14 protein-coding genes are annotated in these 14,222 nt (G+C 67.5%); 8 read left to right on the top strand and 6 right to left on the bottom strand.

All coding sequences use genetic code 11. The annotated features are described in order from the left end of the window. Nucleotides 1-165 precede the first annotated feature (165 nt). Complete coding sequence (locus tag AB0M22_RS28130; RefSeq protein ID WP_364732966.1) at nt 166-702, top strand: hypothetical protein; 537 nt, start codon at nt 166-168, stop codon at nt 700-702. 60 nt (nt 703-762) lie between these two features. Here the strand turns inward: AB0M22_RS28130 and AB0M22_RS28125 are convergent, their stop codons facing one another. Next, nucleotides 763-1,590 carry an NmrA family transcriptional regulator gene (locus tag AB0M22_RS28125; protein ID WP_364732963.1) on the bottom strand — a complete coding sequence of 276 codons (828 nt, stop codon included), beginning with the start codon at nt 1,588-1,590 and terminating at the stop codon, nt 763-765. A 349-nt stretch (nt 1,591-1,939) separates the two neighbouring features. Between AB0M22_RS28125 and AB0M22_RS28120 the strand changes: the two genes are divergently transcribed. After that, the gene (locus tag AB0M22_RS28120) at nt 1,940-3,412 is read left to right on the top strand and encodes a M1 family metallopeptidase (protein WP_364732960.1); all 1,473 of its coding nucleotides are present in this window, start codon (nt 1,940-1,942) and stop codon (nt 3,410-3,412) included. A 197-nt stretch (nt 3,413-3,609) separates the two neighbouring features. Here AB0M22_RS28120 and AB0M22_RS28115 read toward each other — a convergent pair whose 3' ends face one another. Continuing rightward, complete coding sequence (locus AB0M22_RS28115) at nt 3,610-3,774, bottom strand: hypothetical protein (protein WP_364732958.1); 165 nt, start codon at nt 3,772-3,774, stop codon at nt 3,610-3,612. Between the two features lie 269 nt (nt 3,775-4,043). On the opposite strand from AB0M22_RS28115, the gene AB0M22_RS28110 reads away from it, so the two are divergent. Further along, nucleotides 4,044-4,877 (top strand): hypothetical protein, encoded by an 834-nt coding sequence (locus AB0M22_RS28110; protein ID WP_364732955.1) that lies wholly within the window; start codon nt 4,044-4,046, stop codon nt 4,875-4,877. A 7-nt stretch (nt 4,878-4,884) separates the two neighbouring features. Here the strand turns inward: AB0M22_RS28110 and AB0M22_RS28105 are convergent, their stop codons facing one another. After that, the gene (locus tag AB0M22_RS28105; RefSeq protein WP_364732952.1) at nt 4,885-5,727 is read right to left on the bottom strand and encodes a S1/P1 nuclease; all 843 of its coding nucleotides are present in this window, start codon (nt 5,725-5,727) and stop codon (nt 4,885-4,887) included. A gap of 290 nt (nt 5,728-6,017) precedes the next feature. On the opposite strand from AB0M22_RS28105, the gene AB0M22_RS28100 reads away from it, so the two are divergent. Continuing rightward, nucleotides 6,018-7,556, top strand: a complete 1,539-nt coding sequence (locus AB0M22_RS28100) for an alpha/beta hydrolase (RefSeq protein ID WP_364732949.1) — start codon at nt 6,018-6,020, stop codon at nt 7,554-7,556. Nucleotide 7,557: 1 nt separating this feature from the next. On the opposite strand, the gene AB0M22_RS28095 is transcribed toward AB0M22_RS28100, so the two are convergent. Beyond that, entirely contained in the window at nt 7,558-8,211 is a 654-nt protein-coding gene (locus tag AB0M22_RS28095) for a response regulator transcription factor (RefSeq protein ID WP_364732947.1), read from the bottom strand. A gap of 3 nt (nt 8,212-8,214) precedes the next feature. After that, nucleotides 8,215-9,393, bottom strand: a complete 1,179-nt coding sequence (locus tag AB0M22_RS28090; protein ID WP_364732945.1) for a histidine kinase — start codon at nt 9,391-9,393, stop codon at nt 8,215-8,217. 382 nt (nt 9,394-9,775) lie between these two features. On the opposite strand from AB0M22_RS28090, the gene AB0M22_RS28085 reads away from it, so the two are divergent. Continuing rightward, nucleotides 9,776-10,666, top strand: coding sequence for a helix-turn-helix transcriptional regulator (locus AB0M22_RS28085; RefSeq protein WP_364732943.1), 891 nt, complete (start codon nt 9,776-9,778; stop codon nt 10,664-10,666). 12 nt (nt 10,667-10,678) lie between these two features. Here AB0M22_RS28085 and AB0M22_RS28080 read toward each other — a convergent pair whose 3' ends face one another. After that, nucleotides 10,679-11,290, bottom strand: coding sequence for a TetR/AcrR family transcriptional regulator (locus AB0M22_RS28080; RefSeq protein ID WP_364732940.1), 612 nt, complete (start codon nt 11,288-11,290; stop codon nt 10,679-10,681). Between the two features lie 79 nt (nt 11,291-11,369). Here AB0M22_RS28080 and AB0M22_RS28075 point away from each other — a divergent pair, with 79 nt between their 5' ends. From AB0M22_RS28075 to AB0M22_RS28065, 3 genes are all read left to right on the top strand, one after another. Beyond that, nucleotides 11,370-12,377 carry a GlxA family transcriptional regulator gene (locus AB0M22_RS28075; protein ID WP_364732937.1) on the top strand — a complete coding sequence of 336 codons (1,008 nt, stop codon included), beginning with the start codon at nt 11,370-11,372 and terminating at the stop codon, nt 12,375-12,377. Nucleotides 12,378-12,482: 105 nt separating this feature from the next. Next, complete coding sequence (locus AB0M22_RS28070) at nt 12,483-13,199, top strand: alpha/beta hydrolase (RefSeq protein ID WP_364732934.1); 717 nt, start codon at nt 12,483-12,485, stop codon at nt 13,197-13,199. 56 nt (nt 13,200-13,255) lie between these two features. Beyond that, nucleotides 13,256-14,221 (top strand): alpha/beta hydrolase, encoded by a 966-nt coding sequence (locus AB0M22_RS28065; RefSeq protein WP_364732932.1) that lies wholly within the window; start codon nt 13,256-13,258, stop codon nt 14,219-14,221. The last annotated feature ends 1 nt before the right edge of the window (nt 14,222 follow it).

Here is a 14,222-nt window from a genome sequence, read left to right as displayed (position 1 = left end):
CAGTTGCTCGTTTTCGCACGTCACGCAGTGGGGGCCAATGGATTTCGGGTCTTGACGCGGCCGAAATCGTAGGGTGATGGCGCTTTCGGCGGAGACACATTCCGCCGGCGGCTTGCTCGTCCCCTGAAGCAGCGTGCAAACAGCACAGTAGTAGGAGGTACGAAGATGGCACGACGCATTCGAATCCTGACGATGATGGCCGCGACGGCACCCCTCGCCGTGGCCCTGGCGATCCTGCCTGCGGCTCCGGCCCAGGCCGCCGACGGTGACCTGAGTTGCTCGGCGACGCTCAACCTGACCCTGGAGCCGCCGCTGCGGGCCGGCGGCAACGCGAACGTGTCGGTCACCGGCGACCTCGGCGGCTGCGCCTCGCGCAACGGCCAGCACGCCGACCTGCGGGCCGGCAAGCTCACCGGCACCGGCGCGGCGACCGCCACGGCCGGCGGCTTCAACCCGTGCGGGTTGCTGGTCACCGCGAAGGGCAACGGCACGATCGGCTGGATATCCGGCGGCGACAGCACCTTCGACTGGCGGATCTCCCCCGACCCGATCACCGGCCTGGCGTTCAGCGCCACCGTCACCGGCGGCCAGCTGAAGGGCGACGCGATCACCGTCTCGGCGCGCAGCGCGACGCCCAACCAGGGCTGTCGCACCAACGGCCTGTCCACCCTCGCCGTCACCGCGCAGGTGACGTTCGCCTGATTCCGGCCCGCGAGCCAGGTCTGAAACATCAGACCTGGCTTGCGCTTTCGGCTCCATCGGCTATTTCCAAGCGCCGACCGCATCGCGCACGTAGTCGGCGAAGTCGATCGGCGCACGCCCCAGCAGCTGACGAACGGTGTCGGTCACGTGCGCATTGCGCCCGTCCAACAGCGTGGCGAAGATGTCGATCATCCCGGCCACCTCCTCGTCCGGCATCCCGAACTCCGCGGTCAGCACCGCGCCGAACTCCGCACCGGTGACCGGGATGTACTGCACATCGCGCCCGCTCTCCTTCGCGATCGCCGCCACCGCGTCGCCGAAGGTCAGCAGCCGCGGACCGGTGAGTTCGTAGGTCTGCCCCGCATGCCCGTCCTCGATGAGCGCGATGGCCGCGACGTCCGCGAGGTCACCGGAATCGACGAACGGCTCCAGGACCTGGCCCGCAGGGAAGGCGACCGCACCGGCCAGCACCATATCGGTGAAGACACCCTCGTCGAAGTTCTGGTTGAACCAAGCCGCTTGCAGCACAGTCCATTCGGCGCCGCTCTCCCGCACCGCCGCCTCGGCGGTCGCGGCCTGATCCTCGCCGCGAGCCGACAGCAGCACCAGCCGCCGCACACCATTGGCCACGGCCAGCTCGCTGAACGCCCGAATAGCCTCTCCCGCAAGGGGATCCCCGATATCCGGGGTGTACATCACGAACGCCGCCCGCACGCCGTCGAGCACCGGCCCCCAGGTGCTCCGGTCTTCCCAATCGAACGGAAGCTGCGCCGAGCGGGAGCCGATCCGCACCGGGAATCCCTTGGCGGCCAAGCGGTCTGCCACTCGACGGCCCACCTTGCCGGTGCCCGCGGTGACCAGGATGGTGTCGTTCTTCGTTGTTGTCATACTCCTAGTCAAGCGGCCGGACCGTCGACGAACCATCGACGAAAAGCTCAGTTCCATACGTCAGCGTCTCAGGCTCCCCACTTACCCCGAATGAACAGCTGAAAGCTCTTACCGGACACTACAACTAGGCATTCTGCTCAGAATTTCCGAGGCATTCCGGAATGCCGGCTCACATGATCGAAATCCCCAGTTGATCTCCACTGGAGAAGGGGTACTCCACTGTGATTCTCTGGGTATCTGCTCGAAATTACCCCTGTGTCTGACACATTGGAGTTCGTATACCATGAGACGTTTTCACTTGTTGCGCACGACCTCGGCACGAGCTGTTCCACTGCTAGTGGTCGCAGCATTGGCTTCGAATGTTGGCACGGCCTCCGCGGCAAACCTGACCGGAATCGGTGATCCCAATTTCCCGAATATCGGCAGCGCCGCATACGATGTCTCCAATTACAGCATAGATCTGAAATTCGATCCGTCCTCCGGAAGGCTTTCCGGCACAACGACGATCACCGCGAAGGCGAAACAGGATTTGAAGGCCGGTACCGCGATCGGTTTCGACTTCCTGCTCCAGACCCAGTCGGTGCTGATCCAGAACAAGCCCGCCAAATACACCCTGGGCAAAGACAAACTGTCCGTGACCGTGCCGGTGAATCTGGCGCCCGGCGCCGAATTCACCACCGTGGTCGCCTACAACGACATCCCGTCCCGGGTACAGAATGCGGCGGGCGCGCGTAACTGGATCGAAAACGCGGGCGGCGCATTGATTTCCAACGAGCCGTTCTCCGCCGAATGGTGGTACCCGAGCAACGACCACCCGACCGACAAGGCGACCTACGCCGTGTCGGTGCTCGCGCCAGAGGATCGCGACGTCCTGTCCAACGGCGTCGAAACCAGTGTCACCCAGACCATTCCGGGCTGGAAGCGGCACAACTGGCTGAGCAAGGCGCCGCAGATGACCTATGCCACCTTCCTCGCCATCGGCAAGTACGAGCGCAGCGGCCAGGACGCGGGCACCCCGGCACGGCCGAACCTGAACGCCTACGCGAGCGACCTGGACCCGACCATTCGGGCCAACGCCAAGGCCAGCATCGAGCGGACCCCGGAGATCGTCGACTGGCTCTCCAGCGCGCTGATCCCGTACCCGTACGAGGCGACCGGCGGCGTCGTGGACGCGCGGATGGGCGGCTTCGCCCTGGAAACCCAGACCAGGCCCACCTACACCGACGGCTTCTTCCGCCGCGGCAAGAACGACTCGGTGGTCGTGCACGAGAATGCCCACCAGTGGTTCGGTGACTCGACCTCCGTCGCCACCTGGAAGGACGGCTGGCTGAACGAGGGCTTCGCCAGCTACATGGAATATCTCTGGTCGGAAAAGAACGACACCGGCACAGCGGCGGAAATCGCCGACTACGCCTACGCGACCTCGACGCGCATCAATTGGAATGTCGTGCTGACCGATCCGGGACCGGCCGACGTGCTGCCCGCCGAGTTGTACACCCGTGGCGCATTGGCCATCCAGGCCCTGCGCAGCGCGATCAACGACGACGATGTCTTCTATCGGTTGATCCGGGAATGGCTGACCAAAACCCGGTACGGCAACGCCAAGATCGCGGATTTCATCGATATGGCCAACGCCGTGACCGGCCGTAGCACCAACGCGTTGTTCAAGACCTGGCTGACCGATAAGGGCAAGCCGGCCTACAAGCCGACCGACGCCACCTTCGATGCCAACGCAAAACGCGCCCCGAGGTCGGCGACCCCGACACCGGCCAAGCCGAAAGTATGGGACGACCTCTACGCAGTGGTGACCCAGAAGCAGTAATTGCCGACATCGACGCCGGGCCCGTGGCAACACGGGCCCGGCGTTGCCGATCTATCCACCTTCGATCGACAAGAATGAGCCGCATGAGTAAAACCAGTGAGCGCGAGGCTGTCATGGACCGGCTGTGGGAGGAACACCTGCGCGCGACTTTCCCCGACCGACTACGCGGCGCGGAACCGGCGGGCATCGAAATGGTGTTACTCGACGCGGCCATCGCGGGCTGCGTATCCACCTGGCAGGACAACGGCGGCCACCTCGACGACGAACTCCTGCGCATACTCCGCAAACGCATCGCCGACCTCGATCAGGTCCTGCCGCTGCTCACCGACACCGAGGAACTCCGCTACTGCTGGCGCCTGCACCGGCTCGCCGTGCACGCCGCGGACTCGGGCGCGCGACTCAACTGACTACCCCGCCGCTTCGCACCTGACCTGCACGAATCGCCGCCGGCCAGGCGATCGACAGGTCCGCTACGCGACCACCGCCCCACCCCGCCACAGCGCAATCAACTTCACCCGGCAACACGCTTACGATTCGTTTATCGACCGATGATGCCGCCGCAGTAGTGTTCGGCGGTCGGCGTGCCAGGCTGGCGAGGTCGGTTGTCGAGTGCGCGAAGGAAGCCGAAGTCGTGACCACAGCAGAACAAGCACAGCTCGAAGCGAAAGCACAATTCCAGGAGATCATGGCGCGGTTGCATACCGTGGCCGACGAATACCTCGCCGCGGAAGCCGAATTGGCGCAGGTGACCAAGGAACTCGAGGCCGGCCTCGACGAGGCGGATCTGGCCGCGGAGGCCAGCCGCGATCCGCAACTGATGGCCGAACTCCAGACCTTCACCAGGGCCTTCCGGGCCGCCAGGGACGGGCAGGCGGACGCGGTGGATACCGACTGGACCGTGGAGATCCGCGCCTTCGCCGAGGCCTACCAGGCCGCGGAGGTCAATGGCGTACCGGTGCAGTCGATTTCACACGCCGGGTGGCGACCCGGCGCGCGCATCGGGGCGCACACGGCCGTCGCGCAGTCGATCCTGATGGCCCGCCACGACTCCGGCAGTGGCGCGACGCTCATCTTCGAGGAGGGGCACCTCGACTCGTTCGCCTGCGGCGGCCTCGGCGCCGACTTCACCGCGCGTCCCTTCGCGGTCAAGACGGTGATCGACTCGGGGTTGTGCGGGGTGCTCGCGCCCGGCGCGGCGAAACTCGAATTGATCAGCGAGAACGGCACGGTCTTCCCGGCCGATATCGTGGCGTACACCTTCGCGGTGACCGTCGATCTGCCGAGTGAGCGCAGGCTCAACCAGCTGCGCCGCGCCTACGCGACACCCGACGACCAGGTGCCGTTGGTGTTCGAGAGCGACGGCCGCGGGGAGAACGACGAGACCCTCGATCACTTCACCGTCCGGGTGTACGGCAGCAACCACACGCTGATGTACACCGGACCCGTTCTCGCTGATCAGTTCTGAGCGGGGACTACCCGGTAGCCGATCCGGTGGACCCGGTCGGCGTGCCGAGCACCGCGTTGAGCAGCTGCCCGAGCGACTCGCCCGCGAGGCGGAGCTGGGCTTCGGCCACCGGGAGGAACTGGTTGGTGTACTCCTCGCCGATGGTGTTCGAGGCCGGGTAGACGCCGGGCTCCAGGGCGATCCGGCAGCTGTCTTCGGCCCAGCGGACGGGATCGGTATCCGGTTGCGCCGGCGGCAGATTGGGTGCGGGCAGGGCCAGCAGCCGCTGCAATTCCTCGGCGTCACTCGCGTGCCGGGTGTTCAGCAGGCCGCTGTCCCACACCGAGTGCAGGTTGGTGCTGTGGCCCAGGTACTGGAGCTTGATCTCGTTCCCGCCGCGGTCGCGGGCGTACCCGGCGTGCATCGGCTGATTGATGTCACCGACGAAATGCACGATGAACTTCAGCGCCTGGCGGCGGTCGGCCACCGGACGCGCCCGGTCGGCGAGTATCGCGGTCTGCCGCCGCAACGCCTCGATGACGTTCTGGCCGTCGTTGCCGTTCACCGCGGGCTCGTACACGCAGCCGTTCTCGGCGATGTTGACGTAGTGCCACGGCGCCGAGATCTTCCCCAGCTCGGGATCGTTGTTGCGCACCTCGTCGGCCCAGTTCGCCACCCCGGCCAGCGTGGGGTTGGGCTCGCCCGCCAGCAGGCGGTTGACCTCTTCCCTGGCCGGCGGGTTCAAACGCAGGTCCGCGATGGCGCCGGTGGTGTTGTGGCCCTGCGGTCCCCAGGCGTTGGCGGCGGGTGGCACCGACAGCAGGATCGCGGCGGCTGCACACACGCTGACTACGGCTGCTCTACCTAGCATCAAGAACAAATCCCTTCCGAGCGCACCCGCTGGCGCGGGGCATGGATTGAGTTATGTTTCGCCTCTTGCTGATTCAAGTATCGACGCAAGTGGCATATGCCGAACAAACTTCGGGATAAATCTTCGTGCGACAGGTATTCCTTCCGGCCGAGCCGGATTGCGCGAAAGTCGATCGCCAGGTAGATGCTGAGCGGCGGTTTCGCACCGTACCGTCCAGGAAAGCACCCGCGGCCTGCGGGTCGGCGATCAACTCGCGGCGTCCTGAACGCCGCACTGTCTGTGAGGCTTTCATGCGAACATTCCGATCCGACCATTGTGCGGCCGCCGCCGTGCTGGCCCTGTCGCTGGCAGGTTGCGCGTCGATACCGGACGAACCGGCCGTCGCGCTACCGACCCGGATCCAGGACCGATCGATTACCTGGCACGATTGCCGGACCGGCGCGGAGGACGAAGTCGGCGACCGTTTGGCCGCTGCGGGCGCGCAGTGCGGCGAGTTCCAGGCACCGCTGAACTACGCAGATCCCGCCGGACAGACCATCACGATCGCCGTCGCGCGCCGCGCGGCGACGGACAGCGCACAGAAACTGGGCACGCTGCTGGTCCAGACCGGCGGACCGGGGCCGTCCCGCGACGGTGTGACGATGATTGTCGACGGCCCCGAAGGCGGCCATTCGGCACCGGCCCTCGCGGAGCGTTACGACTTGGTCGGCATGGATCCGCGATTCTTCGGAGCCAGCACGCCACTCGAATGTGGCTGGCCCACAGGCACCTACCTCGGCCTCGCCCAGTCCGCGCCGACGAACCGCGCGGACTTCGACCGGACCGTCGGCACCGCACGCGAGCTGGCCGACCGCTGCGCGCCGAACCGTGCACTGCTACCGCACGCTTCGACGCGGAACATCGCGCGAGATACCGACCTGCTCCGGAAACTGCTCGGCGAGCCGAAACTGTCGTATATCGGCTGGTCCTGGGGTACCTATCTGGGCGCGGTGTACATGCAGATGTTCGGGGATCACGTCGACCGGGTCGTGCTCGACAGCGCGCTGGATCCGCGAGCCCCCGGCCCTGACCTGACCCGCGATACGGCACCGGCCGATGCGGCGGCGTTGGCCGATTGGGCTCGCTGGGCGTCCGATCATGACGCCGAATTCGATTTGGGCACAACACAAGACACCGTTCTCCACACGGTCGACGAGATCTTCCGCGCGGCAGCCGCCCACCCGATAACGCTGGGTGCGCTCACGATCACCGCCGACATGATCCCGGGTCTGCTGCTGACCGTGGACGATTCCGAGACGTCCTATGCCGAACTCGGCCGGCAGGTGCGCGCCCTGCGCGACGCAGCCGAACCGACGCCGGCCATGGCGAGCAAGCTGGCCCTCTATACCGACACGGCCACCGTTCCCGAATTCGGTTTCAGCGCAACAGTCGCCAACCAGTGCGCCGACCGCCCCGCCCGTCCGGCAGCGGACTACTTCGCCGACATCGAGCGCCATCGGGACACCGAACCGCTGTTCGGCCCGCTGGCCCGCCACCTCACCCCCTGCGCAGTGTGGCCGACCACCCCCGCCGAACCCGCCACCGAGATCGACAACCCGCTCCCGGCCCTACTCATCGGCGCCACAGGCGATCCGGTCGCTCCCGCCGCAGGCCAACGAGCAATGCACCAAGCACTTTCCGGCTCCCGATCGGTCAGCCTGGCAAGCGCGTTCCGCCACGGTGTCTATCTCTTCGACGCAGGCGGCTGCGTCGACAACGCGGTCGAGCAGTACCTGCTGAACGACTCCCTACCCGCCAACGACTCGACCTGCCAACGAGATCAGCGCTGACCTACCGAGCGCCGGGCTGCCGCAGCCCGGCCTCGTGCGCGAGGATCACCGCCTGCACCCGGTCCCGCACCGCGAGCTTCGCCAGAATATGCCGCACATGGGTTTTCACGGTTCCCTCACCCACCGACAACGCGGCCGCGATCTCCGCGTTCGACAGGCCACTCGCCATCTCGTGCAGCACAGCGGTTTCCCGTTCCGTCAAGCACGCCACCAATTGCCGTGCGGCCTGGTTCACCGGCGGCGCAAGCCGATCGATCAACCGCCTCGTGGTCGATGCCGCCAGCACCGCGTCCCCCGCGTGCACATGCCGCACCGCGGACAAGAAGTCCTCCGGCGGCGCGTCTTTGAGCAGGAAACCGCTGGCACCCGCTCGCACCGCGGCCATCGCGTAGTCGTCGAGGTCATAGGTCGTCAGCACCAGCACTTTCGGCGGGCGATCGACCGCCAGGATCTGCCGAGTGGCCTCGATCCCGTCCAGTCGCGGCATCTGCACATCCATCACGACCACATCCGGCGCGACCCGTACCGCCTCGGCCACGCCGGTCACCCCGTCCCCCGCCTCACCGACGACGCGCATGTCCGGCTGCGAATCCACGACCATCCGAAAACCGGCCCGCACCAACGCCTGATCCTCGACCAGCACCACCGTGATCACCGGCTACACCTCGGCGGGCATCGGGATCCGTGCCGCCAGAATGTGCCCGGATCCGCCTGGCCGCGGCCGCAATTCGATGTCACCACCGTAGGCGCTGACCCGCTCCCGCATGCCGACCAACCCGAATCCGCCATGACCCGAGCCGCGTTCGGCCCGGCCGTCGTCGCCGACGCTGACCCACAACCATTCGTCCTGGTGCCGTACCGAAACCTCCGCGCGGACACCGGATCCGGCGTGCTTCACGACGTTCGTCAGCCCTTCCTGCACGATCCGGTAGACCACCAGGCCCACCCCCGAATCGAGCAGCCCGGACGGCAGATCGACGGCCAGATCCACCGGCAGCCCCGCGTCCCGGACCTCGTCGACGAGCTGCGTCAGATCAGCGATGCCGACCCGGGGCACCGGCTGCGCATCGCCGTCGGCCTCCTCCCGCAGCACCCCGATCGCCCGCCGCGTCTCGTCGAGCGCCCGCCGCCCGTGTTCACCGATCGCCGCCAACGCCCCGACCGCCGCCTCCGGTTCGGCGCGCGCCGCATAGCGCCCACCGTCGGCCTGGGCGACGATCACCGCCAGCGAATGCGCGAGAATATCGTGGATATCCCGCGCGATCCGGGTCCGCTCGGACAGCACCGCGAACCGAGTCCGCTCGTCCCGCGTGCGTTCCACCAGCGCCGCGTGCTCGGCCATAGCCAGGAACTCCCCGCGCCGCGCCCGCTGCCAGGCGCCGCCCAGCCAAGCGGCCAGCACCGTGCTGGCCAGGAACGCACCCACCAGCACGTGCGCCAGCACCGGCATCGACAGCTGCGGCCAGCTCCACCCGCCGAGCACCGCACCGCCCAGCCCCGCGATCAGCCCGCCCCGACTCCAAGACCGGCGACTGTGCGCGGCCAACGTGTAGACCACGATCGGCACCGCGACGTCGGCCAGCAGCGCACCCGTCGTGTTCCGCACCGTCACCCATTGCACCAGCGTCGCGGCTGCCACCAGCATCGCGGCCATTTCCGGCCACCGTCGCCGGAATACCAAGGGCAACAGCACCGCCACCGTCAACCCGTAATACACCGCGCTGGCGCCCACCAGCACACCGAAGAGCACACACGCCAGCATCAGGATCGCCGTCGTCCCGGCATCCACCACCGACGTTCGCCGACGTAACCAGAACACCACCCGCTCGTCGACCACTCGCTCACCCTAGGGCCCGCCGAGCGCCGCCGCGTCTGCCGGATGACTGACACACCGACCTCGACACGTGCGACTTTCGGCATAGTCGGGGAGAAAAGCGTTCGTCCAGTCGGATTCGACCCGGCCGGTCGGATCGCCGGGTGTCCGACCGAATCCCGTTCGTACTCTGGACGTTTCATTTTCGCAGGACAATCGGGGGCGAAGGCCATCGAGCCCCGGGCCTACGGCACGCCGGTAAGGCCCGTTGGTACATCTGCACGTTCAAGTGCAAGTTCGGTTGAATTGGACCGTTCCAGCGATACCATCAGGGGAGGCACGGTGTGGTTCGTCACAGCGACGGGCGCGACACCGGCGAGGGTCTTCGAGAAGCGGAGTAGCAGGAATGAGCACGGAACCGGTCCGGATCAGGGGGATCGACGCGCGGGTCGCCGAACGCGGCCCGACTGCCCTGCGCATCGCGGTCGGCGGGCAACTGCGCAAACTTCGTGAAGCGAAGGGCATCATGCCCGCCGCGGCCGGGGATTACATCCGTGGCTCGCACGCCAAGATCAGTCGGCTCGAACTCGGGCGGACCGGTTACAAGGACCGCGACATTCTCGATCTGCTGACGCTGTACGGCGTCACCGAACCGGACCAGCGCGAGATGTTCCTCGACCTGGCCCGTAAGGCCAACGAGCCCGGCTGGTGGCACCGCTATAACGACCTGCTCCCACCCTGGTTCGAGACCTACCTCGGACTGGAAGGCGCGGCGCAGACGATCCGAACATTCGAGGGCCAACTGGTTCCGGGGTTACTGCAAACCGAGGACTACACGCACGCGGTCATCGACGTCAGTCGCGAGAAAGGCGAAGCGACGCGGCGGGTCGAGCTACGCACCAAACGCCAGGAGATCCTCGATCTGCCCGACGGGCCCCGGTTGTGGGCCGTGCTGGACGAGGCCGTGCTGCACCGGCCGATCGGCGGCCGGACGGTACAGCGCGAGCAGATCGAGCACCTCGTCGAGGTCTCGCACAAGCCCGGCGTGACCATCCAGGTGCTGCCGTACGCGGCCGGCGGACACGCGGCGGCGGGCAGTTCGTTCACCATGCTCCGGTTCGCCGAGCAGGAACTGCCCGACATCGTCTACCTGGAACACCTGACCAGTGCGCTGTATCTGGATCGCAAGGAAGATCTCCAGCTCTACCGCGAGGTGATGGACAAGGTCGCGGTGCAGGCCGAGACGCCGGAGCGCTCACGCGCCCTGATGGCCGCGATCGCCGCGAAGCTGCGGTAGTCGAACAGGCGCTCAGCCGGCGACTTTGTCCGCCCAGGCCGGTGGCAGCGCCGCACTCGAGATATCGGCGATCTCGGCCAACCGCGTCCGCCCGACGCCCAAGCGGCTCAACTGGATCAGCCCCTGGGCCACCACGACGATGTTCGCGCTGTGCGCCGACAGCGCCGCCGCGTCCACCTCGCCGCCGAGCCGCGCTGCGGGATAAAGCCGTTCGGCCACGCCCTGTTCCATTGCCGCGGTGGTCCGGGTGCTGATGTCCACGACCTCGGGGATCCGCGGGCCGAGCTGCGCGATGCTATTGATCATCAGGCAGCCGCGCCGATTCGGTTGTGCGGCACAGTCATCGATGATCGCCCGGAACAAGGCACGCACCGCGGCCCGCGCCGAGCCCGGCGCGGCCGTGACGACATCACGCACGAACCGCGCGCGACGCTCGCAGTAGCGTTCGAAGACGGCCAGGAACAACCCCTGTTTGCTGCCGTACGCGGCGTACACGCTGCCGTTGCCGACGCCGGTCGCGCGCGAGATGTCCTCCACGGACGTGTCATCGAACCCGTGTGACCAGAACAGCTCGGTGGCGGCGTCGAGCAGCCCCGATTCGTCGAACTGGCGTGGCCGTCCCATGCGCTCACCGTACCAACCGATGTGCGAGATAACCCACACCCCTTGTTTCTGGAGCCGTCACTCCACAACAATGGTTGACATGGCCCCTAACTCCACCGAGCAACCCCGCCGACGGGTAGGCATCCTGGTCTTCGACGGCGTGAAGATGCTCGACTTCGTCGGTCCGGCCGAGGTTTTCGTGGAGGCGAACCAGACCGTGCCCGGCTACGAGGTGGTGCTGGTCTCGGCCGACGGCCGCGACGTGCAGACCTCGATCGGCGCGCGCATCGAGGTGGGCGCCGCGGCCGCCGACGCGGGACGCTTCGACACCGTGGTCATCCCGGGCAGCGAACTGCCGCCCGCGAAGTTCGTGACGCCCGAGCTGATCGCCGCGGCCCGGCACCTGTCCTGGCACACCCGCAGGCTGGCCTCGATTTGCAGCGGCGCGTTCGTACTGGCCGAACTCGGCCTCTTCGACGGCCGTCGCGCGACCACGCACTGGAAGTTCACCGCGGACCTCGCGCGGCGCTACCCGGCGATCCTGGTCGACGCCGACGCGATCTTCGTGCGCGACGGAAACCTGTACAGCTCAGCGGGAGTCGCGGCCGGCGTCGATCTGGCGCTGGCCCTGGTCGAGGAGGACTACGGTGCCGACGCCGCCCGCCGGGTCGCCCAGCTGCTCGTGGTCTACATGCAGCGCGCGGGCGGGCAATCGCAATTCTCGGCCTCGCTGAGCGGGCCGGTGCCGCGCAGCCCGCTCGTGCGCAAGGTGGTCGACCTGATCTGCGCGGACCCCGCGTTCCCGCACACCGTCCAGTCGCTGGCCGCGCACGCCATGGTCAGCGTCCGGCACCTGACCAGGCTGTTCCGCGCCGAACTCGAACGCTCCCCCGCCGAATACGTCGCGTTCATCCGCTTCGGCGTCGCCCGCGACCTGCTGCACGCGGGACACAGCGTCACCGAGGCCGCGATGCGCGCCGGCTACGGCAGCAGCGAGGCGTTGCGCCGGGCGTTCGTGGCCCGGCTCGGTGTCTCGCCGCGCAAGTACCAGCAGCGCTTCCGATCCACCGGCGTCGGGTTCGAGCCGATGACCGCCGCCGTGTCCTGATCGGGGGCTTTTGCGGCCCGTGCGGAGGGGCGCCGGCGCGGTTGCGCATCGGAAAATGAGTGTGGCACAACGCCATCGATCCCCCGTGATCGAGAAAGGAACACTATGTCTTCCGCGACCACCATTGTTCTCGTGCACGGCGCGTTCGCCGATGCGTCCAGTTGGGGCCCGGTCACCGAACGGCTGCTCGCCGCGGGGCACCGCGTCGTGGCGCCCCCGGTGTTCAATCGCAGCCTGTCGGCGGACGCGGCGTACATCAAGTCGTTCGTCGAGCAGATCGATGGACCGGTTCTGCTGTGCGGTCACTCCTACGGCGGCGCGGTGATCACCGTCGCCGGGGTCGCCGACAATGTCGTCGGCCTGGTCTATGTCTCGGGCTATGTCCTGGAAATCGGCGAGAGCCTCGGTCAATTGCAGGGCGGTTTCCCGGACTCCGACCTGGCCGCCAACCTCGTCTACGCGCCGTATCCGGTTGCCGACGGCGAGCCCGGCACCGACGTCTCGGTCGATGTCGCCGCCTTCCCCGAGGTGTTCGCGGCAGGCCTGGACCGGACGCGGGCACAGGTGCTCGCGGTGTCCCAGCGGCCGCTGTCCGCGGCCGCGTTCGGCGAACCGGCCACGGCGACGGCCTGGCGGACCAAGCCGGGTTGGGGGATCGTTTCCAGTGCGGACCGCACCATCAATCCCGACGTCGAACGCTTCGGCTACCAGCGGGCCGCGCTGCGGTCGGTCGTCGAGCTCGACGCGCCGCACCTCGTGATGCAGACCCACCCTGATGAGGTCGCCGCGGTGATCACCGAAGCGCTCGCCGAACTGGCCTGACCTCTCGAAAATAGCAGTGCCGCAATGTTTCTCCGCCCCTATCGAAAGGAACGACCATGACCGGAAACCCGCACGGCGTCGCGCTGGAGCCCGCCGCCCAGGAGTTCGTCGACGCGACCTCGACGCCCCCGTTCCTCTACCAGCTGGCGCCGGAGGAGGGCCGCAAGGCGGTCGATTCGGTGCAGAACTCCCCCATCTTCAAGCCGGAGATCGACGAGGAGTGGATCACCATCGAGGGCGGCCCGACCGGCTCGGTGCGGGCGCGGATCGTCAAGCCGCAGGGCGCCACCGAGGCGCTGCCGGTCATCCTCTACACCCACGGCGCCGGTTGGGTTTTCGGCGACGCGCACACCCACGACCGGCTGGTGCGTGGCCTCGCCGTCGGCGCGCACGCGGCGGTGGTGTTCCCCGAGTACGACCGCTCGCCGGACGTGCGCTACCCGGTGGCCAACGAGCAGTCCTACCGCGTCGCGCAGTGGGTCACCACCCAAGGCGCCGAGAAGAATCTCGACCCGGCGCGCATCGCGGTGGCGGGCGACTCGGTCGGCGGCAACATGGCCATCGCGCTCACGCTGATGGCCAAGGAGCGCGGCGACGTCTCGTTCGTCCAGCAGGTGCTGTTCTACCCGGTGACCGACGCCAACTTCGACACCGGCTCCTATGAGCGGTTCGCCGAGGGCTACTTCCTGGCCCGCGACGGCATGAAGTGGTTCTGGGATCAGTACACCACCAGCGCGGAGGATCGCGCGCAGATCACCGCGTCGCCGCTGCGGGCCACCACAGAGCAGCTGTCCGGCCTGCCGCCCGCGCTGGTGATCACCGCCGAGAACGACGTATTGCGGGACGAGGGTGAGGCTTTCGCGGCGAAGCTGCGCACCGCGGGCGTGCCGGTGATCGCGGCGCGCTACGGCGGCATCATCCACGACTTCGTCATGGTCAACTCGATGCACGACACCAACGCCGCCAAAGCCGCTGTCGCCCAGGCCGTCGCGGTGCTACGCGCCGCCCTGTACCCCGCGTAAT

Origin of the sequence: Nocardia sp. NPDC051756 (genome assembly GCF_040681495.1) — a bacterium.
GTDB lineage: Bacteria > Actinomycetota > Actinomycetes > Mycobacteriales > Mycobacteriaceae > Nocardia.
The sequence above is the reverse complement of the archived record's forward strand: the minus strand, read 5'-3'. Positions and strand labels throughout refer to the sequence as shown.